Origin of the sequence: Cellulomonas sp. ES6 (assembly GCF_030053835.1) — a bacterium.
Taxonomy (GTDB): Bacteria; Actinomycetota; Actinomycetes; order Actinomycetales; family Cellulomonadaceae; genus Cellulomonas.
The window spans coordinates 1,493,274-1,514,239 of the sequence record NZ_CP125655.1; the positions used below are offsets into that span (position 1 = coordinate 1,493,274).

The 20,966-nt window shown below is 75.4% G+C and carries 17 protein-coding genes; 6 read left to right on the forward strand and 11 right to left on the reverse strand.

Translation table 11 applies throughout. From position 1 onward, the window contains the following. Positions 1 to 26: 26 nt before the first annotated feature. Positions 27 to 467, forward strand: a complete 441-nt coding sequence (locus P9841_RS07050) for an OsmC family protein (RefSeq protein ID WP_283321344.1) — start codon at positions 27 to 29, stop codon at positions 465 to 467. Here P9841_RS07050 and P9841_RS07055 read toward each other — a convergent pair. The 4 genes from P9841_RS07055 to P9841_RS07070 all read right to left on the reverse strand — a co-directional run bounded on the left by P9841_RS07055 (position 430) and on the right by P9841_RS07070 (position 5,812). Next, on the reverse strand, positions 430 to 2,928 hold the full coding sequence (locus P9841_RS07055) for a LuxR C-terminal-related transcriptional regulator (RefSeq protein ID WP_283321346.1): 2,499 nt from the start codon (positions 2,926 to 2,928) through the stop codon (positions 430 to 432). The two genes, P9841_RS07050 and P9841_RS07055, sit on opposite strands and share 38 nt — an antisense overlap. 101 nt (positions 2,929 to 3,029) lie before the next feature. Further along, on the reverse strand, positions 3,030 to 4,025 hold the full coding sequence (locus P9841_RS07060) for a pirin family protein (RefSeq protein ID WP_283321347.1): 996 nt from the start codon (positions 4,023 to 4,025) through the stop codon (positions 3,030 to 3,032). A gap of 67 nt (positions 4,026 to 4,092) precedes the next feature. Beyond that, positions 4,093 to 4,653, reverse strand: coding sequence for a hypothetical protein (locus tag P9841_RS07065; protein WP_283321349.1), 561 nt, complete (start codon positions 4,651 to 4,653; stop codon positions 4,093 to 4,095). Between the two features lie 10 nt (positions 4,654 to 4,663). Continuing rightward, positions 4,664 to 5,812, reverse strand: a complete 1,149-nt coding sequence (locus P9841_RS07070; protein ID WP_283321350.1) for a zinc-dependent alcohol dehydrogenase — start codon at positions 5,810 to 5,812, stop codon at positions 4,664 to 4,666. Between the two features lie 76 nt (positions 5,813 to 5,888). On the opposite strand from P9841_RS07070, the gene P9841_RS07075 reads away from it, so the two are divergent. From P9841_RS07075 to P9841_RS07085, 4 genes are all read left to right on the forward strand, one after another. Continuing rightward, on the forward strand, positions 5,889 to 7,103 hold the full coding sequence (locus P9841_RS07075) for a sensor histidine kinase (protein WP_283321351.1): 1,215 nt from the start codon (positions 5,889 to 5,891) through the stop codon (positions 7,101 to 7,103). Next, complete coding sequence (locus tag P9841_RS18995; RefSeq protein WP_349306935.1) at positions 7,100 to 7,351, forward strand: response regulator transcription factor; 252 nt, start codon at positions 7,100 to 7,102, stop codon at positions 7,349 to 7,351. The genes P9841_RS07075 and P9841_RS18995 overlap by 4 nt, the downstream gene beginning before the upstream one ends. Next, positions 7,276 to 7,764: a LuxR C-terminal-related transcriptional regulator gene (locus tag P9841_RS07080; protein WP_349306936.1), complete on the forward strand. Its 489-nt coding sequence runs from the start codon at positions 7,276 to 7,278 to the stop codon at positions 7,762 to 7,764. Before P9841_RS18995 ends, P9841_RS07080 begins: the two co-directional genes overlap by 76 nt. A 91-nt stretch (positions 7,765 to 7,855) precedes the next feature. Next, positions 7,856 to 8,776, forward strand: a complete 921-nt coding sequence (locus tag P9841_RS07085; RefSeq protein WP_283321352.1) for a CPBP family intramembrane glutamic endopeptidase — start codon at positions 7,856 to 7,858, stop codon at positions 8,774 to 8,776. Here the strand turns inward: P9841_RS07085 and P9841_RS07090 are convergent. The 7 genes from P9841_RS07090 to P9841_RS07120 form a co-directional block, all read right to left on the reverse strand. Further along, entirely contained in the window at positions 8,742 to 9,119 is a 378-nt protein-coding gene (locus tag P9841_RS07090; RefSeq protein ID WP_283321353.1) for a hypothetical protein, read from the reverse strand. The genes P9841_RS07085 and P9841_RS07090 overlap by 35 nt on opposite strands. A gap of 144 nt (positions 9,120 to 9,263) precedes the next feature. Then, entirely contained in the window at positions 9,264 to 13,811 is a 4,548-nt protein-coding gene (locus P9841_RS07095; RefSeq protein WP_283321354.1) for a polysaccharide lyase family 8 super-sandwich domain-containing protein, read from the reverse strand. 125 nt (positions 13,812 to 13,936) lie between these two features. Further along, the gene (gene manA / locus P9841_RS07100) at positions 13,937 to 15,112 is read right to left on the reverse strand and encodes a mannose-6-phosphate isomerase, class I (RefSeq protein ID WP_283321355.1); all 1,176 of its coding nucleotides are present in this window, start codon (positions 15,110 to 15,112) and stop codon (positions 13,937 to 13,939) included. 13 nt (positions 15,113 to 15,125) lie between these two features. Further along, positions 15,126 to 16,232 (reverse strand): glycoside hydrolase family 130 protein, encoded by a 1,107-nt coding sequence (locus P9841_RS07105; RefSeq protein ID WP_459349073.1) that lies wholly within the window; start codon positions 16,230 to 16,232, stop codon positions 15,126 to 15,128. A 122-nt stretch (positions 16,233 to 16,354) separates the two neighbouring features. Beyond that, on the reverse strand, positions 16,355 to 17,263 hold the full coding sequence (locus P9841_RS07110) for a carbohydrate ABC transporter permease (protein WP_502848644.1): 909 nt from the start codon (positions 17,261 to 17,263) through the stop codon (positions 16,355 to 16,357). After that, the gene (locus tag P9841_RS07115) at positions 17,263 to 18,231 is read right to left on the reverse strand and encodes a carbohydrate ABC transporter permease (protein WP_283321358.1); all 969 of its coding nucleotides are present in this window, start codon (positions 18,229 to 18,231) and stop codon (positions 17,263 to 17,265) included. Before P9841_RS07115 ends, P9841_RS07110 begins: the two co-directional genes overlap by 1 nt. Before the next feature lie 16 nt (positions 18,232 to 18,247). Then, a complete protein-coding gene (locus P9841_RS07120; RefSeq protein WP_283321359.1) occupies positions 18,248 to 19,540 on the reverse strand; it encodes an ABC transporter substrate-binding protein in 1,293 nt (430 codons plus the stop codon). A gap of 240 nt (positions 19,541 to 19,780) precedes the next feature. On the opposite strand from P9841_RS07120, the gene P9841_RS07125 reads away from it, so the two are divergent. Beyond that, entirely contained in the window at positions 19,781 to 20,890 is a 1,110-nt protein-coding gene (locus tag P9841_RS07125; protein ID WP_283321360.1) for a LacI family DNA-binding transcriptional regulator, read from the forward strand. Positions 20,891 to 20,966: the final 76 nt, after the last annotated feature.

Sequence of the window (20,966 nt, forward strand, 5' to 3'; positions counted from 1 at the left end):
CGCGTTCGTCGGTGAGGAGGAGACCCGTGCCGGTCCCCGAGGAGTACGCCGTGACCGTCGCTGCCGGCTCGCTGCACGTCGAGGGGGCGACAGCCCGGCTCCCCCACCGCTGGACGGAGGGCGGCGTGGAGGTCCGTGGTGCGTTCACCGGCGCGCACCTGCTGCACCTCGCGGTCGCCGGCTGCGTCCTGAACGACCTGTTCCGCGAGGCGGCGGCGCTCGGGGTCCCGCTGGACGGTGCGGAGGTGACCGCCACCGGGGGCTTCGACACGGTCACGTGGGCGTCCACGGGCGTGGAGTACGCGGTGCGGTTGTCCGGCCCGTCGCCGGCCGAGGCCGAGCGGCTGGTCGCCGCCGTGGACGCGGTCGCGGAGATCCCGCGGGCGCTGCGCCAGGGCGTGCCCGTGCGGCGCGCGGGCGGCCCGGACGTCAGCCCGCCCGCCACCCCGCGAGCTCCGCGCGCGTGACGTAGCCGAGCTTGCGGAGCGCGCGGCTCATGTGGTTCTCGACCGTGCGCACGCTCAGGTAGAGCCGGTCGGCGATCTGCCGGTTGGTGAGGCCCTCCCGCGCGAGGACGGCGACCTCCTGCTCGCGCCCGGAGAGCGGCTCGACGCGCACCAGCCGGGGTCGGGCGCCTCCCGGGTCCGCCGGGGCGATCCCCAGCAGGTCCTCCCCGGCCCGCACCAGCGCCGGCGCGACGTCGGCGCGCGTCGCGGCCAGGTGGCGGGCGGCCTCCTCCACGTCGCGGTCCGCGACGGCCAGCAGCAGCCGCACGTACGGCTCGAGCAGCGGCACGGAGGTCCGGGCCAGCACCTCCCGCACGGTGGCGGCGCGCGCCGGGGTCAGGTTCGCCGGGCCGCCGACCCAGGCCAGCAGCGCCGGCTGCAGCAGGCCCGCCTCGGCGTACCGCTGCCCCGCCTGCCACGCGGTCTGCCCCGGAGCCGTGCTGTCGCCGGAGACGGTCGCGAGGGCGACGTGCGCGAGGACGCGCAGCGAGCGCACGAGCGGGTGGTACGACTGCGGGGTCTTGTCGAGCTCCCGCAGCAGCACCTGGGCCAGCGGGGGGTTGCCGGCGTGGGCCTGCAGCACCGCGCCGAGCGTCAGCCCGCGGCGGTGGAACGTCGTCTCGATCGGGCCCGCCGCGCCGAGCCGCAGCGACGTGCTCACGACGCGCCACGCGGCGTCGGGCTGCCCGGCGAAGTACAGGACCTCCGCCAGGACGCACGCGTGGACGCGGATGCCCAGCGCGTCCACCGCGTCGGACGCGGTGTCGAGCAGCCGGCGCTCCCACTGCTCGGCCTCGGCGATCCGCCCGGACATCAGCAGGCTCTCGCCCCGCAGCGCCGCCCGGTAGTGCACGACCTCGGGGTCGGCGCCGTCGGGGGCGCCCGGCCCGCACGCCCGCAGCGCCTCGGCGGGCCGGCCCGCCTCGAGCAGGGCGGCGGCACGCACCACCTCCGGCCAGCCGCGGAGGAACCGCAGCGACGGGGCGTCCGTCCGCTCGTCGGCGAGCTCGCGCGGCGGGCGCCCCGCGGCCAGGTCGGCGACGAGCCGCCGCTTGAGGTCGCGCAGCCGCAGCAGCGGGCCGAGGTCGGCGCCGACGCGCGCGATCCCCGCCTCGGCGTCCTCGTCCGGGAGGCCCGCCCACGCCGCCCACCGCATGCGGTAGTACGCGTGGAGCACGCGGTCCTCGGCGGAGTCGCGCGCGCCCGGGTGGGTCCCCGCGAACACCGCCGCGAGCTGCTCGGTCGCGGGACGGCGCATGAGCAGCGCGAGGTAGGCGTTCGCGGTCGCGAGCGTGGGGGCGGCGACCCACGCGGAACGCCGGGCGGCCTCCTCGACGGTCGCCCGCTCCCGCACGAGGCCCGCGAGCTCGGCCGTCCACCTCCAGTAGGCGTCGTCCTGCCCGGGGGCCTCGCGGAGCAGGACGGCCGAGAGGTCGTCCTGACGGGGCCCGACCGGGGCGAACGCCGCGCCCGCGGCGGCCGTGACGCGGGCGGCCAGCTGCCGGCGGCGGACCGCACCGACCCGCGCACGCAGGGCGTGGGCGAGGGCCGGGGGCGCGACCCCGAGCACCTCCCCCGACCCCGGGGTCTCGTGGCTCACGACGCGGCCCGCGTCGGCGAGCTCGGCCAGGACCGGTGCGGGCACGAGGAGGTCCGCCACCTCGGCGGGGACGGGCCCCGTCGCCGCCAGGAGCTCCAGCCCCTCGACGTGCTCGCGCGGCGCGTCCGCGAGGAACGTGAACGCGACCGCCTCGACCGGGACGTCGGCCGCGTCGCCGGCGTCCACCCACAGCCCGTCCGTGCGGCGGACGGCCCCGGACGCCCGCGCGGCGTCGGCGAGCGCGACCACCGCGCGGGGGTTCCCCCCGGTCTGCGCCATCACGGCGGCGGTGAGCCCGGCGTCCGCGGGCGCGCCGAGCACGGCCGCGAGCAGGCCGGACACCGCCCGGAACCCGAAGGGCTGCACGCGCACCACGGCGGGCGGGCGGTGCAGCAGCACCTCCCGGAGGGCCGCCGAGCCGTGCAGCAGCGGGTCGGCCGTCGTGGTCGCGACCAGCAGGCACGGGGTGCGCCCGAGCACGCGGCGGACGACCGCCAGGCTCCCGGCGTCCACCCGGTCGGCGTCGTCGACCAGCAGGAGGCTGCGCCGGGTCGGCAGCTCCTCGACGAGCCAGTCCGCGAGCGCGGTCGCGTCCGGCGTGCGCACCGGCGCCGAGGCGTGGTCCAGCAGGGCCGCGAGGTCGCCGGGACCGGACGCCCGCAGCAGCACGGCGGTGGTCCCGCGACGCGACGCGTCGGTCAGCAGCGCCTCGAGCACGCTCGTCCTGCCCGACCCGCGCTCCCCGCGCACGAGGACGTCCCGCCCCCGGGGCAGCCAGCGCTGCACCGCCCGGACGGTCACCCCGAACCCCTCGGTCTCCACCGGCCCCCCGCGTCGTCCCGCTGTCGCGATCGGCCAGCATGTCGCGCCCGGGACCACCTAGTCGGCGCCAGCCACCACCTACGCAGCCGCTCGTCCGGCGGTCAGCGGCGCGGCTTGAGGCGCAGCTCGGGGATGGGCGGCGCCGGCAGCGGCGGGTGGGGATGCCCCTCGACGCGGCCGAACCGCGACGGGCCCGGGGCGGTGCCGGCGACCTCCGCCTGCCACCGTCCGCGGGCGGCGAGGACCTCGTCGTGGTCCCGGCCGATGAAGTTCCACCACATGACGATCCGCTCGCCCAGCGGCTGCCCGCCGATCAGCAGCACCCGGACGTCCTCGTCGCCCGCGCGCAGCGTCAGCGTGCGGGCGCCCGGCGCGCGGTAGAGCAGGTGGTGGAGCGGGGCCGCCACCCCGTCCACCTCGACGGTGCCGGTGTCGACCAGCACGCCGTGCTCGAAGAGGGGGTCGACCTCGAACGTGTGCGCCTCGCCGGCGCGCAGGCGCACCTCCGCCCCGAGCAGCGGGGCGAACGTCGGCACCGGGGACGTCGACCCGGCGAGCGAGCCGAGGAACACCTGCACCCGGCCGCCGGGCAGCGGCACGACCGGCGGCACGTGGTGGTCGAACGCCGGCGGGACGTCCCGGTGGGCCTCCGGGAGCACCGTCCAGAGCTGCACCCCGTGCAGCACGGTGGTCGCGTCCGTCGAGTCCTCGGAGTGGCTGATGCCGTGCCCGGCGGTCATGAGGTTGACCTCCCCGGGCCGGACCAGGCAGTGCGTGCCGAGGCTGTCGCGGTGCTCGATCTCCCCGGAGAACAGCCACGACACCGTCTGCAGCCCGGTGTGCGGGTGGGGCGGCACGCGCATCCCCCCGGTCGCCGCCACGTCGTCGGGCCCGTAGTGGTCGAGGAAGCACCAGGCGCCGACGAACGACCGCGCCCGCTGCGGCAGCGTGCGCCGCACGGTCATCGCGCGGATGCCGCCGAGCGGCACGTCGCGCGGCTCCAGCAGCTCCGTCCCCGCGGGCAGGCCGGCGCCGGCGGCGGGCTCGGCGACCGGTGTGCAGACGCGCTCGGTCGCGACGGCCTCGAGGTTCGTCATGTCGCTCCCGGTGGTCGCGTGGCGGGGGCGACCAGGGTACGTCGGGCGGCCCCTGGCCCGGCGACCCTCAGCGCCGCCGCACGAGCCCCCGCACCACGGCGACGGCGACGACCCCGCCGGCGATCCACGGGCCCGCGACGAGCAGCGGGTCGAGCACCTGGTGGCGGACGTCGACCCGCCCTCGGCGCGAGGCGACCGGGTGGTGCCGCAGCTCGGACAGCACGCCCGTCTCCGTGACCGGGTCGTCCGGCCGGGTGGACGCCAGCGACCGCAGGTGCGCGGTGGTCGACTCGACCCGGTCGGCGGCGATCAGGAGCAGCCAGTGCGCCGCGCGGCCCTCGCTGAACCGCTCGTACGCGTACCGGCGGACGGCCCCCGCCGGGCCGTGCAGCGGCTGCGCGGTGCCGAAGACCGGCGTGAGCCTCTCGTGCTCGATCGAGCGCTCCCGGGGGGACGTCTCGGGCTGCTGCTCGGGCAGGTCCCAGTGGGCGCCCGTCTCCAGGTCCGTCCGCTCCCGCGGGTAGGAGGGGCGGTCGGCGGGGTCGAGGTCGGCGCCCCAGCCGGGGATGCGGGCGCGGAGCTGCTCGGGGGTCTCCGGCAGCGGCGGCTTCTCGGCGCGGTACGGCATGGTCTGCCCCTCAGTCCTCGTCCGGGATGATGACCGGCTTGATGATCCCGTCGAGCTTCGACGACATCAGGTGGTACCCCTCGGCGATGTGCTCCAGGGGGATGCGGTGCGTGATGACGTCCGACGGCTTCAGGTAGCCGTTGCGGATGTGCTCGAGCAGGCGCGGCCACTGCCGTGCGACCGGCGCCTGGTTCATCCGCAGCGTCAGGCCCTTGTTCATCGCGTCGCCGAACTTCACCGCGGAGAAGATCGGGCCGTACGCCCCCATGACGGACACCGTGCCGCCCTTGCGGACGCCGTCGATCGCCCAGTTCAGCGCGACCGGGGACCCGCCCTGCAGCTTCAGCTTGGCGGCGGTGACGTGCTGGACCAGGTTGCCGTCCGCCTCGGCGCCGACGGCCTCGATCACCCGGTCGAACCCCAGGCCGTCGGTGGCCTTCTTCATCTCGACCACGATGTCGTCGAAGTGGGTGTAGTTGCGCGTCTCGGCGTACGCGAACTCCTCCGCCTTGCGCAGCCGGTAGTCGAGCTGGTCGACCACGACCACCCGCCCCGCGCCCATGAGCCACGCGGACCGGGCGGCGAACAGGCCCACCGGGCCGGCGCCGAGCACCGCGACCGTGTCGCCCTCGGCGATGTCCGCGAGCTGCGCGCCGAAGTACCCGGTGGACAGCGCGTCGGTCATCAGCAGCGCGTCCTCGTCGTCCAGCCAGTCCGGGATCACCCGCGGGCCGACGTCCGCGAACGGCACCCGCACGTACTGCGCCTGACCGCCGTCGTAGCCGCCGGTGGTGTGCGAGTACCCGTAGATGCCGCCGACGGCGGTCGCGTTCGGGTTCACGTTGTGGCAGTTCGAGTACAGGCCCCGCGCGCAGAAGAAGCACGTCCCGCAGAAGATGTTGAACGGCACCATCACGCGGTCCCCGACCTGCAGGTTCTGCACGGACGCGCCGACCTGCTCGACCACCCCGATGAACTCGTGCCCGAACGTGTGCCCGATCCGGGTGTCGGGCATCATCCCGTGGTAGAGGTGCAGGTCGGAGCCGCAGATCGCCGCCCGCACCACCTTCACGATCGCGTCGTTCGGGTGCTCGATCCCCGGGACGTCCTTCTCCTCCACGCGGACCTTGTACGGCCCTCGGTACACCATGGCTCGCATGGGCGGGCCCCCTCCCGATCGGTCCCCCCAGGGTGCGGAGCGTCCGGCCGGACCGCATCTCGGGGAGAATGGCGCGATGCAGATCCCGGGGGCGCAGGACGAGTCCGCGTGGCGGCTGTGCGTCCTGCTGTCGGCCGCCGTGCTCCCGCCCGCGACGGCGGCGCTCCTCGTGGTCATGGCGGCCGGCGGGGCGGCCACGACCCACCTCGTGGCCGTCGGCGCCGCAGCCGTGGGGCTGCACGTCGCCGCCTGGTGGGCTGCGCTCCGGCCGGTCGCGTCGTTCGCGACCGCGGCGGCCGCCATGGCCCTGCTGGCGGTCGTGCCGGTGCCCGGCTGGTCGACCGGGGTGCTCACCCCGTCGTCCCTGTGCTTCCTGCTCGTGTTGTGGCGCCTGGTCGCGGCAGGCCCCGGTCGCTGGGCCGGTCCGGCCCTGGGCGTCGCGGTCGCCGGCGTGGCGCTCGCGGAGACCGCCTCCGTGCTGCGCGAGCCGACCGGGGCGGCGCTGCCGATGTGGATGCCGCTGCTGGAGACGGCGCTGCTCCTCGCCGCGGTGGTCGCGGTGTGGGGGTTCGCCCGTGCCGTGCGGGCGCAGCGCCGTCGCGCGGCGGACCGGGCGGCCGAGCGTCTCGCGCTCGCCCGGCGCACCGAGCGCGCCGAGATCCGCCGGGACCTGCACGACGTCATCGCCCACTCGCTCACGCTGGTCGTCGCCCAGGCGGAGGCGGCGCGCGTCGGGACGCGCGAGCCGGCGACCGCGCAGGCGCTCGCCCAGCTCGCGGACACGGCCCGCGCCGCGCTGCTGGGCCTGCGCGGGATGCTGCGGGTGCTCGACGCGGCTCCCAGCGCCGCAGGGGACGTCGTGCCGTCCCTCGACGGGCTGCCGGCGCTGGTCGCGGCGGCGACGACGCCGCTGCACCGCGTGACGCTGACCGAGCGGGGCGACCGGCGCGTGATGCCGGCCGACGCCGAGTCGGCGGCCGTCCGGCTGGTCCAGGAGGGGATCACCAACGCGCTGCGGCACGTCGAGCCCCCGGTCGACATCGCGGTGGACGTGGACTGGCGGACCGACGACGGCGGTGACGGCGGCGGGAGTGACGTGGTCCGCGTGACGGTGCGGGACGACGGCGGCGCAGGTCCACGCCCGGCGGGCCACCCGGAGCCCGCCGCGGGGAGCGGCTCCGGGCTCGCGGGCGCGGCGCGGCGGATCGAGGCCGCGGGCGGCGAGCTGGCGGTGGAGCGCGGCCGGGGCTGGACGCTCTCCGCCCGCCTGCCCACGGTGGGCGCGACGTGACGCCGCCGGTGCGGGTGCTGCTCGCCGACGACCAGGCCCTGCTGCGCGAGTCGCTCGCCACCGTGCTGGCCGCCGACGGGCGCATCGAGGTGGTGGGGGCCGTGGCCGACGGGCGCGCCGCGGTGGCCGCCGTGCAGGAGCGCGCGGTCGACGTGGTGCTCGGGACATCCGCATGCCCGTCCTGGACGGCATCGCCGCCACCGAGCAGGTCGTGCGGCTCAGCCCGCGCACCCGCGTGCTGGCGCTGACGACGTTCGACGTCGACGAGCTGGTCCTGGCCGCGCTGCGCGCCGGAGCCAGCGGGTACCTGACGAAGGACGCCCGCCCCGGGGCGCTGGTCGACGCGATCTGCGACGTGGCCGCCGGGAGCTCCGCGTTGGCCCCCGCCGCGGCGGCGTCGCTGGTGGAGCACCTGCGGCGCGTGCCGGTGCCCCGGCCCCAGGCGGTCGCGCGGCTGTCGCCACGGGAGCGGGAGGTGTTCGACCTGATCGTCGCGGGACGGTCGAACGGCGAGATCGTGGCGCAGCTGCACCTCACGCAGAACACGGTGAAGTCGCACGTGCGGGCCGTCCTGACCAAGCTCGACCTGCGCGACCGGGTGCACGTCGTGATCTACGCGTACGACAACGGCCTGGCCGGTCCCCCTCACCCCGCGGGGTGAGGCCCGCCCGCCCGCCGGGGTGATGTGGCGGCGGCTCCCCCGCTGCGAGGGTCGACGGCGAGGGCCACCGTGGCCCGGCGAGGAGACCAGCATGACGTCCACCGGAAGCGCCACACCCGGCCGCGCCGCCCGCAGCGGGACCGAGGAGCACGCGTCCGACGACCGGGACCCGCGCCGCGTCCTCGCCTGGTTCACCGGGACGCTCGCACTCATCACGGCGCTCGTGCTCGTGCCGCTGTTCGTCGGCGGCGCGGACGCCGACACCTTCAACGCCGTCGTCCCGGGTCTGTCCTGGGCCCCGGCCCTGTCGGCGTTCGTGGCGCACCTCGGCAGCGGGCGCCGCACCCCCTTCCTGACGTGGACGGCGCTCCGTCCGCTGCGGACCGGCCGGGTGCTGCGGACCGGCGCGCTGGTGCTCGCCGTGTTCGTCGCCGTCCCGTCGGCGACCACCCTGCTGTCCGTCGTGCTGGGCGTGGTCGACTGGCGACCGGCCCCGGACGCCGCCGGTCTGCTGCCGCTGGTGCTGCCGCTCGCCGTGCTGGGCATGCTGACGGTCACCGGTGAGGAGATCGGGTGGCGCGGCGCCCTGCACACCACCCTCGCGCGGTACGGGCTGGTGCGCGCGACCGTGGGCATCGGCGGCCTGTGGACGCTGTGGCACCTGCCGCTGCTGGTCGCCTACCACCAGGGCGGGGCGATGGCCGGACGCGAGGTGGTCGCGACGACGGTCAACCTGCTGGTCGCCGCTCTCGTCCTCGGTGCGGCGCGGGCGCTGTCCGCCTCGGTCTGGCCGGCGGCGTGGGCGCACGCGCTGCTGAACACCACGCTCGTGTACGCCTCGTCGAACCTCGTCACGCCGGCCGCCGAGCTGTCCGACCCGGCGTTCTGGATGCTCCAGGTGGTGGCGTGGGCCGTCCTCGGCGCCGCGGGGGTGCTCCTGCTGCGGGCTGCGCGGCGCGGCGGGGCAGGCGTCGGCGTCAGCCGCCGACCAGGCGCTCCTGCGGCACGCTGAGCCGCACGACGTCGCCCTCCACGGCCGCCACCTCGTCGCCCGCGGCGTACCGCGACCCGCCGAGAAGCCCGCCGCGGACGCGGACGTAGCCGAGCCGCAGCAGCCGGTCCCGCTCCCCCTCCGGCAGGTCGGAGTCCCGGCCGACGGCGTCGACCACCGCGCCCACCAGGCCGCCGACCCCTCCGGACCCGGTCGCGCGCTGGCCGTCCGCGGTCGCCGCGGCCGGGTCGCCGAGCGACACCTCCGCGACGGTCCCGACGTCCTCGCCGGCCGCGTCGAGGACCGTCATGCCCTCGCGCACGCCCGCGATGGGGCCCTGCTCGTCGTTGATCGGCACCGTCATCGTCACGTCCCCTTCCGTGGCGGGCCGATGGGGCCCCGTCGCCCCACCGGCGCCTCCACCCTCCGTCGGGCGGGTGGGCGCGGCAACCGGAGGTGCGCCCGGGGACGGTGCGGGCCCGGTCGGCAGCCGCACCGTCCCCGGGTCCTAGGCCCGCCGCCGGCGCGCCCGGACCGCGAGCGCCGTGCCGAGGGCGAGCAGCGCGAGCGCCACCGCGAGCGGCAGCACCACGTCCGCACCGGTGACGGCGAGCGGCCCGCCGCCGGTGACCACCGTGAGCGGCGTCTCCGCGAGGACCCGTCCCGTCTCGTCCCGCACCTGCAGGTGGTGCGCACCCGCCGGCAGGTCCGTCGGGACGGTCACCACGACGCTCGCGGCGCCGTCGACCAGGGCGGTGACCGTGAGGCGCCGGTACGTGGACGCGACGCCGATCTCGGCCTGGTCGCCGGGGACGTGCGCCAGGGTGACCGTCACGCGGTCCCCGGGACGCACCGTGGCGGCCGAGACCGTCACCGCCGGCGCGGGCTGCTCGCCGGGCGCGGGCTGCTCGCCCGGCCCCGGCTCCTCGCCCGGCCCCGGCTCCTCGCCCGGCCCCGGCTCCTCGCCCGGTCCGGGGCTCTCCCCCGGCCCCGGCTCCACGGCCGCGACCTCCACGGCGACCACGCGGGAGACGTTCCCGGCCCCGTCGGTCGCCCGCGCCTGGACGGTGACGGCGTCCGTGCCGGGCACGGTCACCGGCCCCGTGTACGCCGTCCACGCGCCGGAGGTGCCCCGCCGGTGCTCGACCGAGGCCACGCCGGACCCGCCCTCGTCGGACGCCGTCACGGTCACCACCCGGCCGTCCGCCGCGATCGTGACGTCGGGCGCCGTCGTGTCGGCCGGCGGGAGCTCCACCAGGCCCGTGAGGGCCGTGCCCAGCGCCGCGGCGGCCGCGTCGACGTCCTCCTGCGTCGTGCCGTCGGTCGCGAGCAGCGCCTTGGCGTGCTCGAGCGCGGGCAGCAGCGGCGCCCAGCTGTCCGCGGTGTACTGCCGGCTGTCCAGCGCGTCCGCCCGGGCGACCAGGTCCTCGAGCTCCCCGGTGGCGACGGCGATGCTCACCGCGCACCACACCAGCTCGTCGCCCTTGGCGTGGGTGAGGAGCACCCCCGTGCTGCCCGAGCCGCCGGTGGCGAGGTCGACCTCGATGCGGCCGTCCGCGTCGACCCGCGGCGTGCCCACGACGGACGCGACGGCGCCGTCGAGCGATGCGGCGGACACGACGTCGTCGGCCTCGGCCGGCGTGATCGACGCGCCCAGGACGGCCGTGGAGTCGCGGTCGGCCCCCACCGCGGGCGCCGTGCACCCGAGCTTGTAGCCGCCGTAGACCTCGAGCTCGAACAGGGACAGGCCGTACCTGGTGACGGGCAGTCCGATCACCCGCAGGTACCGGACCTCCGCGTCCGGGAAGTCCACGACGTTGCGCAGCTCGGCGGAGGTCTTCTGGACCCGGGCGAGCTCGTGCCACTCCTGCCCGTCGTCGGAGCCCTCCACGCGGAAGTCGTCCGACGTGGCCGACTCCCACGTCAGCACCACCTGGTTGACGGTGCGCGACGACTCCAGGTCCACCTGCAGCCAGCGCTCGGTGGTGTACGGCGCGTTCTGGCGGAGCGACGCCCACCGGGTGGTGGCGTTGCCGTCGGTCGCGTTGCCCGGCGCGAGCTGCGCGCTGTACTGCGAGTCCGCGGTCGTCGGCCGCCCGAGCGCGACGTTCTCCCGCACCGCCGCCACCGGCGGGGCCTCGGCGATCGCGGAGTCCGGGAACACCTCCAGCTCCCACAGCGAGACGCCGTACTGGGTCGTGCTGCGCTGCACGGTCTGCATCCGCACGTAGCGCGCCTGCTCGTCGAGGCCGACCACGTCCACGCCGCCGTCGCCGCCCTCCGCCGGGGTGGCGTACGCGTCGCGCCACGCGGACCCGTCGTCGGAGACCTGGATCCGGTACTGCCGGGCGTACGACGCCTCCCACCACAGCCGGACGGTGCCGACCGGCTGGACGGACCCCAGGTCGACCTGGGCCCACGCGCCGTCGGACAGGTTGCCGCTCCACCGCGTCGTCGTGCTGCCGTCGGTGATGTTCCCCGCCGCGCCGCTCGACGTCCCGGACGCCGAGACCCCGCGACCGAGCGCGAGGTTCACGCTCGCGTCCACCGCGAGCTCCCGCACCTCGTAGCCGTCGCCCGGCCCGTCCAGGAGCAGCAGCCGGACCGCGGTCGCGGCCGTCGGCTCGATCGCGATCCGCGTGGTGCCGCCGGTGCCGTCCTGGGTGAGCGCGTGGTCGGTCCAGGTCACGCCGTCGGCGGTCGTCTGGAGCAGGAACCGGCCGGCGGGGGCGTCGCCCCAGGTCACCGTGACGCCGGTGACGAACGAGCCGTGCTCCAGCTGCCGGGCGAGCCACGCGGTGCCGTCGCCCTGCGACCGCCACGACGTGCCCTCGTCCCCGTCGCCGGCGAGCGCCGCCGCGTGCCCCGCCTGCGCGCTGCTGGCCGTGTACGGCGACGCCGCGTCGTCCCCGGCGGTCAGCGCGGCGGTCACCGTGCGGCCCAGGTCCGCGCCCGAGCCGAGCCCGAACGTGCCGTGCGCGGACGCGTCCGGGCCGGTGAGGCCCACCCGGACGACCAGGCCGGGCCGGCTCGGGTTCGCCACGCTGACGACGGGCACGTCCCCGGACTCGTCGAGGATCACGAGGGCCGGCTGGTCCACGGTGAGCGCGCGGCCGTCCCCGAGGTCGAGCGTCCCCGGCTCGTAGAACGTCGCCATGGTGCGGTGCAGCCCGGGGTGGCGCACGGCCTGGACGGCGCCGTCGTTGCGCAGCACCTCCACCGCGGGGTCGGCGGCGTACGCCTCGACCTCCGCGGGCTCCGCGGCGGGCAGCACGACGTACTCGTAGCCGGCGTCGGTGGGCCGGACCCCGTGGTCGACGTACAGCGTGAACGCGTCACGGCTCACCGGGTCCTCGCCGATCCAGCTCCCCGTCTGGGTCTTGTCCGACACCTGCACCCGGGACCCGGCGGGGAAGACGTACCCGACCTCGTCGTTGTACGCCCACGTCGGGCCCTCCACCGTGGCGCCGTCCGTCCCGGGAGCCACCGGCACGCCGCCGACCGAGGCGTTCGGCTTCGCGACGGCCTGGTTGACCGTGGTGTGCACCGGGGCGTCCGAGGTGGACGCGATGCCGGTGCCGAGCGCCACCATCTCGTCGTCGAACGTGAAGTAGCTCTTCTTGCCGGTCGTCGCGGCGCGGTCCAGCGTGTAGACGCTCGCGCCGTAGGTGCCGTCCGAGACGCCGCCGGTGAAGCTGCCGCCGTTGCCGGTCGAGCCGCGCGTCTGCTCCTTGACGTAGGGCGCCGTCACCCCGGGGTAGTGGAACCAGTCGAACGTCGGGCCGAGGTCGAGGTACTCGCGGTTGTTCACCTGGATCGCGGTGGCGCCGGCCGAGTTCCACACGATCTCGTTGCCGACCGACGGCCGGAACGTGGACCGGTACTCGCTGCCGACCGTGCGGCTGGAGTTCAGCCGCGTGAAGATGCCGTAGTCCTCGCGCAGGTGGGACGCGAACTCGGAGCGCCAGAAGTACCTGTCGCCCGTCACGCCGTTGGTGCGGGTCTCGCCGCGGATGCCGTCGAGGACCGCCCGGTACGCGGTGGAGTACAGCGGGTCGGTCCGCACCATGCGGGTGAGCGGCTCGATGAACTCCGACGCGTGGCTCGTGATCCCGTCGACCGTCTTGGGCTGCCGGTAGTTGAGGTAGAGCATCCCGATCTCGCCGCGGATCATCCAGCGGGTGCCCGAGATGATGTAGAACGCGATCGTGTCGAGGTGCTCGCGGCTGAACGCCAGGCTCGTGCCGCGGGACACGTCCGCCCAGAGCGCCACGTTGGTGAACAGCACCATGCCGTAGCCCTCGCTGTAGAGCTGGGCGCCGTGGGCCCAGAAGCTGGCGTCCGGCTGCACGGCCTCCTGCACCGTCCCGGAGTCGTCCACGGCGACGGTCTGCACCATCGTGTCGAACCCGGCACGGATCTTGTCGAGGTCGTGGGTCGCGATCGCCTCGAACAGGTAGTTGGTGGTGCGCCAGGCGCCGTTCGCGCCGACCGGGTCGAGCTTGCCGGTGTTGTGCTCCAGCGCGACGGCCATCGCGTCCTCGCTCAGCACGTCACCCAGGGAGATCGCGATCCGGCCCATGGCGATCGACTCGCCGATCTCGGTCTCCCACCAGTTGGTGTTCCCCGGGTCGGCGACGTCCCAGTAGGCGAGCGCCCGCTCGACCGCGGTCACGAGCGCGGGGTCCTCGAACCCCTCCGCGTCGGGGTCGCGGTACGCGTGGGTCATCGCGAGCATCCGGTAGAGCGCGGTGTACGCGGACCACACGGACCCGTTGGCGGAGCTGGTGCGGTCCGCGTAGTCCACGTCCGCCCACGACCCGTCGGCCCGCTGGGTGGCGGCGTACTCGAGCGCCTCGGACGTCCGCGCCAGGTAGATGCCGTTCGCGATGATGATCTCGTCGCCCTGCCCGAGGTAGTACTCCTCGAGGCGGGAGACGATCGTGTCCAGGTCCTCGGCGGGGTCGGCCGCAGCCGCGCGCGGTCCCGCCGCGAGTCCGCCGCCGCCCAGCACGAGGGCGACGGCGAGGGCGATCACTGCTCTGAGGTGTCTCACGTCCAGCTCCTTCGCTGATGTGGCTCGAGACGCACCGGTCAGGGGGCCCGGTGCGGGTGCTGCAGTGGTGCGGTGGTGCGGTGGCCGGGGGTGCTGCGCTCGGGGGCGGGCGCGGGGCGCGCCGGTCAGGCGGCGGCGACCACCGCCGTCCCGTCGCCCGAGACGGTCAGGGGCCCGTCGACGTCGGGCACGAGCACGGCGTCGCCGGGACGGAGCCCCCGGACGTCGCCCGCCTCGACGCGGACCTCGCCCGCGGTGCACACGACCACGCGCGGCCCGTCGTCCGGCCCTGGGACGACGGACCCCGCGCGCGGCGTGAGGACGCTGAGCGCGAAGTCCGGGACGGGCGGGACGTAGTCCACCGCGCCGGGCGCGACCCGCACCGGGCGCAGGAACCCGGTGAGCCGGGGGGTGAAGTCCGTGACGGCGAGCAGCTCGTCGACGTCGACGTGCTTGGTGGTGAGCCCGGCGCGCAGCACGTTGTCCGACGCCGCCATCACCTCCACCGCCATCCCGCTCAGGTAGGCGTGCAGGGTGCCCGCGCCGGTGTAGAGCGCCTGCCCGGGCTCGAGCCGCGCGAAGTTGAGCAGCAGCGGGGCGACCAGGGCCGGGTCCCCGGGGAACTGCCGCGCGAGGTCGCGCACGACCCGGACCTCCGGGCGCGTGCCGACGGCCTCCTCCGCGACGCGGGCGACCTCCTCCACCCAGGGGGCGGGCGTGGGGCCGCGCTGGTGGAGCAGCCAGGTCAGCGCCGCGCGGTGCCCCGCCGCCGGCGCGTCGTCGCGCAGCAGGCCGACCAGGGGCTCCAGGGCGGGGACCTCGAGCTCCGCGACCAGCTTCGCCGCCTGCTCGGGCTCGCGCAGCCCGCTGAGCAGCTCGAACGGCGTGAGCGCGTAGAGCACCTCGGGCTTGTGCGAGCGGTCGCGGTACGTCCGCTCCGGGGCGTCCCGGCCGACGCCCCGGCGCTCCTCCGCCGCGAACCCGGCCTCGGCCTGCGCGGCGGTCGGGTGCACCTGGACGGACAGCGCGTGGGCGGCCGCCAGGATCTTGGTGAGGAACGGCAGCCGCGGCCCCGCCGTCGCGAGCACCCGGCGCCCGAGCACCGCCTCGGGCTGCCCGGCGACGAGCACGTCGAGCGGCACCCGGCGCCCGGGGGCGGCCGCGACGGACGGGTCGTCCGGGTGGGCGCCGATCCACACCTCCGCGACCGGGCGCCCGTCCAGCGGACGCCCGAGGAGCTGCTGCACGAGCGACGTCGAGCCCCACGGGTAGCGCCGCACCGGGTTGTCGAGCAGGAACACGTCGGGCCCCCGGTCAGCTCTCGGCGCCGTCGGGGCTGCCGGCGCCGTCGGCGCGGACGAGCTCCGCGACGCCGATCCGCGAGTCCGCCATGCCGTAGAACACGAACCGGCGGGCGCCGACCTGCTCGACCGCAGTGGGGAACACCACGTTGCCGAGCGTGCCCTCGAGCTCGTCGTCGGTCTCGGGGACCAGCAGCGGCTCGGCCGTGCGGGCCAGCACGCGCCGCGGGTCGGCGGCGTCCAGCAGCATCGCGCCGGCGGTGTAGCGCGCGCCGTAGGCGAGCTCGAACCCCTTGACGTCGGCGCCGGTGACGCCGTGGTGCAGCACCAGCCAGCCCTCCGGCACCCGGATCGGCGCGGGACCGCCGCCGATCTTCGACTCCTCGTACGGCATCTCCGGCGCCGCGACCATCGACGCGTGGGTCACCGACGTCAGCGCGGACAGGTCGCGCCGGACGGCGTCGAGGTCGACGAAGCCGATCCACATCGACGGCCGGTCGTCCTCGATGCCGCGCGGGGCGGGCGCGCCCTCGCCCGGGCGCAGCCAGTCCAGGTCCCACATCGGCCGGTGCAGCAGCGCGAGCCAGGGGCGGCCGTCCGGGCCGGGCACGGCCTCGGGGAAGAACACGACGTCCTTGTTCGCGAACAGGTTGAGGTCCGTGCCGAGCTCGGGCTGGTACCCGAACCGCAGCGGGCCGAGCCGCCGCCACGCCACGGTGTCCTCGGAGACCGCGAGCGCGGGACGCGGCCCCAGCGGCCCGTACGCGACGTACGTCATCACGTGCAGGCCGAGCGGCTCCACGAACGTGATGCGCGGGTCCTCGACGCCGGCGTTCCGGGTGCCGTGCTCCCACTGCTCGTCCGGGGCCAGGACCACGCCCTGCCGCTCGACGCCGGTCGGCACCCCGTCGGTCACCACGACGCGGGCCCGGCCGATCCGGGAGACGTTGCCCTCCGCGACCATCCGGGGGAACAGGTACAGCTCGCCGTCCGGGCCCCGGGCGGTGCCGGGGTTGAGGACGCCCTCGACCTCGAGCGGGTTGCCCGGCTCGGGCTCCATGATCGTGCCGACGCGACGCAGCGCGTAGGGGACCGTCTGGACGGATGCGGTCGGGTTCACCTGGGTCATGACCTTGCCTTGAGGTTGTGGGCGCACGCCGAGGACGGCGGTGGCCCTGGTGCGGGCGTGCAGACGTGCGGGCGGGACGTGCGGGCGGGACGTGCGGGCGGCGCCGGGCGGGCTCAGCCCTTGACGGCCGAGCCGAGGTTCGCGGACGTGAAGTGCCGCTGGAACAGCAGGAACAGGACGACGGCCGGGACCGCGAGCACGCACGCCCCCGCGAGGACCGCGCCCATCGGGTTGTCCTGGAACGTGGAGTTGGCCTGCGAGAAGTTCGCGAGGCTGACGGCGAGCGGCTGCATCGACGCGTCCTTCGTCACCAGGAACGGCCAGAGGAACTCGTTCCACGGCCCGATGAAGGTCACGAGCATCGCCGTGAGGATCGCGGGGCGGACCAGCGGGACGGCGATGGACGTCATGATGCGCAGCTCGCGGGCTCCGTCGATGCGGGCCGCGTCGAACACGTCCCGCGGGATCTGCAGGAAGTACTGCCGGAAGATCAGCACGGCCACCGAGTTGACCGCGAACGGCAGGATCATCCCGAGGTAGCTGTCCGCGAGGCCGAAGTACCGGACGACCATCACGTACAGCGGCACCATGAGCAGCTGGAACGGGATCGCCTGCACCAGCAGCACCAGGGCGAACACGAGCCCCTGGCCGCGGAACGACAGCACGGACAGCGCGTACCCGACCATGAGCCCGAGCACGAGGGTGCACCCCACGACGCCGGCGGTCATGATCAGCGAGTTGAGCAGCGACTGCAGCAGGTCGATCGACCGGTTGACGCCGGCGAAGTTGTCGAGCGTCAGGTTGCCCGGCAGCGGCAGCATCCCCAGCAGGCTCGTGTCCCGCTCGTCCTGCAGCGCGCCGACGACCATCGAGTAGAACGGGACGAGCGCGAGGAACGCCCCGATCGCCAGCACGACGAACCGGCCGGCCGCCAGGACGCGGCGGCGCACGCGGTCCCGCCCGTCCGCGGCGGCCCGCCCGGTGGTCGTGGCGGCCGTGGTGGGGGTCGTGGTGGTCGCCATCAGCCCTTCCTCTCCGTGAGCCGGCGGGAGACGAGCGAGACGACCATCACGGCGAGCACGAGGATCATGCCGATGGCCGCGGCGACGTCGGGCTGCCCCTGCTGGATGCCCTTCTGGTACATGAGCAGGGCGGGGGTCATGGACGCCCCGTTCGGACCGCCGCCGGTGAGCAGGTACGGCTCGGTGAAGATCTGCCCGGTCGTGATGATCGACAGCAGCACCACGAGCGAGGTCACCGGCCGGACGCCGGGCAGCGTGACGGACCGGAACCGCCGCCACGCCCCGGCGCCGTCCACCTCCGCCGCCTCGTGCAGCTCCCGCGGCACGTTCTGCAGCCCCGCGAGGTACAGCAGCACGTAGAACCCGAGGTTCTTCCAGGTCACGTACACCGCGATGAGCGGCATGATCAGGCCGGCGTTCGCGAGCCACGTCGGGTCCGGCGCGAGGCTGCCGAGCAGCCGGTTGACGACCCCGTTGCCGCTGAACAGGAAGATCCACGACGCGAGCGTCGCCACGGAGGCCGTGACGTACGGGACGTAGTACGCGACCCGGAAGAACCCCTTCCACCGCGTCGAGGCGTCCAGCGCGGTCGACAGCAGCAGGCCGAGGACGACCGTCAGCGGCACGTTGATGACGAGGAACACGAGCAGGTTGCCGAACGCCTGGCGCACCGCCGGGTCGGCCAGCACCTGCCGGAAGTTGTCCAGGCCCACGAACGGGTGCGGCACCTGGACGCCGGGTGCAGTGAAGAAGAAGTCGTGCACCGACATCCAGACGCCGAACCCGAACGGCACCAGGAACACCACGACGACGAACGCCGTGTACGGGGCGCTGAGCAGGACCCCGAGCGGGTGCTCACCGAGCCAGCGCTGCAGGCGCCGGCCCCGGGCCGGGCGGCCCCGGCCCGGGTCACGGCTGCCCGTGGTCCGGGCCGGCGACCGCACGGCGTCGTCGCGGAGGGTGGTCATGTCCGATCCGCCGAGGTCAGCCGGACAGGCCGTCGACGGTCGTGGCGGCCTGGCCGAACACGCCGGGCAGGTCGCCGGAGCCGGACTGGACCGCCTCGCCCCACGCGTCGCGGAACACCTGCATCTTCTCCGCGAGGCCGTCGACGGTGGGCACGTCCACGGCGAGCGGCACGGCGGCCGCGAAGGACTGGAAGAACGGCTTCTCCGCCAGGAAGTCCGCGGCGAGCTCCGGCACGTCCGTGCGCGTCGGGAACTGGCCGGTCGTCTCGAGCAGCGCGAGGTCGTTCTCGTCGTCCGTCGCGAACTTGAGGAACTCCCACGCGGTCTGCTGGTTCTCGCAGGAGGAGTACAGGCCGACGTTCTTGGAGTCGGCGAACGTCGACGTCTGGTCCGCAGGCGTGCCGTCGTGCGTCGGGATCGGCACCGTGCCGTACTCGACCTTGCCGTCGAACTGCCCGGCGCCCCACGGCCCGGCGATGCCCATGGCCGCGACGCCGTCCGCGAACGGACCGGCCCACATGTCGCCGCTGTACGCCTCGGCGGACGCGTAGCCCTCGGCGTACAGCGTCTGCCAGAGCTCGAGCGTCTCCAGGGCCTCGTCGCTCGCGAAGGTGGCCTCGCCGTCCTCGATCAGCTGCGTCCCGCCCGAGTTGGCCAGGAAGAACGGGTAGAAGTCGAAGTTGACGTTCGTGTAGTCCGCGGTGGCCGGCGGGTAGATCGCGTAGTCCGCGGCACCCGAGTCCTTGATCGCCTTCGCGGCGGCCAGCAGGTCGTCGTACGTCTCGAGCTGCGGGTCCTCGGCGTCCAGGCCGGCGGCCTCGAACACCGTCTTGTTGTAGTAGAGCATGAACGGGTTCGTCTTCCAGGGGAGCTGGTAGAGGTCCCCGTCCGCGCTGCGGAACCCGTCGGCCGCCGCGCCGGAGCGCCCGGTGATGTAGTCCTCGGCGTCGTCGAACGTCGTCGACAGGTCGACCAGGCCGCCCTGCTTCTGGAAGCCCGGGACCGCCGAGGGCGCGGTGTTGAACACCAGGCACGGCGTGTTGCCGGCGGTGATCGACGCCGAGATGACGTCCTCCGAGGAGCTGCCGGCGGGGATCGCCTGGGCGGTCACCTGCTCGTCGGGGTGGTCGGCGTTCCAGGCCTCGACGACCTGCTCGCCCCAGGCGATCTCCTGCTCGTTGGTGGAGTACCAGATGTCGATCGGCCCCGTGCCCGTCCCCGAGCCCGCCCCCTGGTCGTCGCCGTCGCCCGATCCGCACGCCGTCAGCGGGAGCACCACCACCGCTGCGGCCGCCGTCAGCACTGCCATTCGTGCGCCACGCTTCATCGCGTCGCTCCTCGCTTCCCGGGACCCGTGGTCCCCCCGTGCTCCGGGCGCCTCGACGCGGCCGGAGCGCCGGTCTGTCGTGACCGGGCTGCGGCTAGTAAACCGGTTTGAACGACGATGGTCAACCATCAGTTCGTGCGGGGTGCGATCCGGGACGATCGGCGCGAAGCGGGCGCTCCGGTTTACTAAACCGGTGAGAAGGAGGTGCGCTACGATGCGGCGGTGGACGCAGAACCCGCACCAGGCGCCGGCGCCGTGACCGGCACCCCGGCCGCGCGCGCGACGAGGCCGGAGCCCCGAGGACGCCGCACGACCATCGGCGACGTCGCCGAACGCGCCGGCGTCTCCAAGAGCGCCGTGTCGTTCGTCTTCAACGGGCGTCCCGGCGTCAGCGAGGCGGCGCGCACCCGCATCCTCGAGGCCGCCCGCGAGCTCGACTGGCGGCCCGACTCCCGGGCGCGGGCACTGTCCCGCAGCCGCGCGCAGGCCCTCGGCCTCGTCATCCGCCGCGAGCCCGAGCTGCTCAGCACCGACCCGTTCTTCCCGCACTTCGTCGCCGGCGTCGAGAGCGCCCTGTCGTCGTGCGGCTACGCCCTCATGCTCCAGGTCGTCGACGGCGAGGAGTCCGAGAGCGCCGCCTACCACCAGTTCGCCCGCGAGTCGCGGGTCGACGGCGTGTTCCTCACCGACCTGCGCACCGACGACGAGCGGCCCGACACCCTCGACCGGCTCGGCGTGCCGTACGTCCTGGTCGGCCCCGCCGCGCCCGTCGAGGGCCGGCCGCGCCCCCTGAGCGTCGACGACGAGGCCGGCGTCCGCCGCGCCGTCCGCCACCTCTACGCCCTCGGCCACCGCCGGATCGCGCACGTCGCCGGTGCCGACGGCTACGTCCACTCCGAGGTCCGCCGGCGCGGCTGGGCGGCCGAGATGGCCGAGCTCGGGCTGGACGCCGGGCTCGTCGTCACCGCGGACTTCTCCGGGGCGTCCGGGGCGCGCGCGACGCACGAGCTGCTCGACCTCCCCCACCCGCCCACGGCCGTCGTCTACGCCAACGACCTCATGGCGATCGCGGGCATCTCCGTCGCCACCGACCGGGGCGTCCGCGTGCCCGACGACCTCTCGGTGGTCGGCTTCGACGACGTCCCGCTCGCCGAGTACGTCGTCCCACCGCTCACCACCGTGCGGCAGGAGGTCATCACCTGGGGCCGCGAGTGCGCGCGCACCCTCGTGGCCGTCGTGGAGAGCCGGGAGCCGGAGGAGCCGCTGCTGCCGCCGGTCGCGTTCGTGGTGCGGGGCAGCACCGGCCCGGTGCGGCAGCGCGCGGACGCCTGACCGGACGCGGAGGCCCTCACATCCATCTTTTCCGGGAGACCGGGCCAGGATCCCTTCCCTGTGGTGACGGCACGGC

What these genes read in the sequence shown, in the direction of transcription:
- P9841_RS07070 (WP_283321350.1), bottom strand. Translation starts at nt 5,812, where the DNA reads ATGCGAGCCATGGTGTACCGAGGGCCGTACAAGGTCCGCGTGGAGGAG.
- P9841_RS07080 (WP_349306936.1), top strand. Translation starts at nt 7,276, where the DNA reads ATGCCCGTCCTGGACGGCATCGCCGCCACCGAGCAGGTCGTGCGGCTC.
- P9841_RS07110 (WP_502848644.1), bottom strand. Translation starts at nt 17,263, where the DNA reads ATGGCGACCACCACGACCCCCACCACGGCCGCCACGACCACCGGGCGG.
- P9841_RS07065 (WP_283321349.1), bottom strand. Translation starts at nt 4,653, where the DNA reads ATGCCGTACCGCGCCGAGAAGCCGCCGCTGCCGGAGACCCCCGAGCAG.
- P9841_RS07090 (WP_283321353.1), bottom strand. Translation starts at nt 9,119, where the DNA reads ATGACGGTGCCGATCAACGACGAGCAGGGCCCCATCGCGGGCGTGCGC.
- P9841_RS07075 (WP_283321351.1), top strand. Translation starts at nt 5,889, where the DNA reads ATGCAGATCCCGGGGGCGCAGGACGAGTCCGCGTGGCGGCTGTGCGTC.
- P9841_RS07115 (WP_283321358.1), bottom strand. Translation starts at nt 18,231, where the DNA reads ATGACCACCCTCCGCGACGACGCCGTGCGGTCGCCGGCCCGGACCACG.
- P9841_RS07085 (WP_283321352.1), top strand. Translation starts at nt 7,856, where the DNA reads ATGACGTCCACCGGAAGCGCCACACCCGGCCGCGCCGCCCGCAGCGGG.
- P9841_RS07060 (WP_283321347.1), bottom strand. Translation starts at nt 4,025, where the DNA reads ATGACGAACCTCGAGGCCGTCGCGACCGAGCGCGTCTGCACACCGGTC.
- P9841_RS07120 (WP_283321359.1), bottom strand. Translation starts at nt 19,540, where the DNA reads ATGGCAGTGCTGACGGCGGCCGCAGCGGTGGTGGTGCTCCCGCTGACG.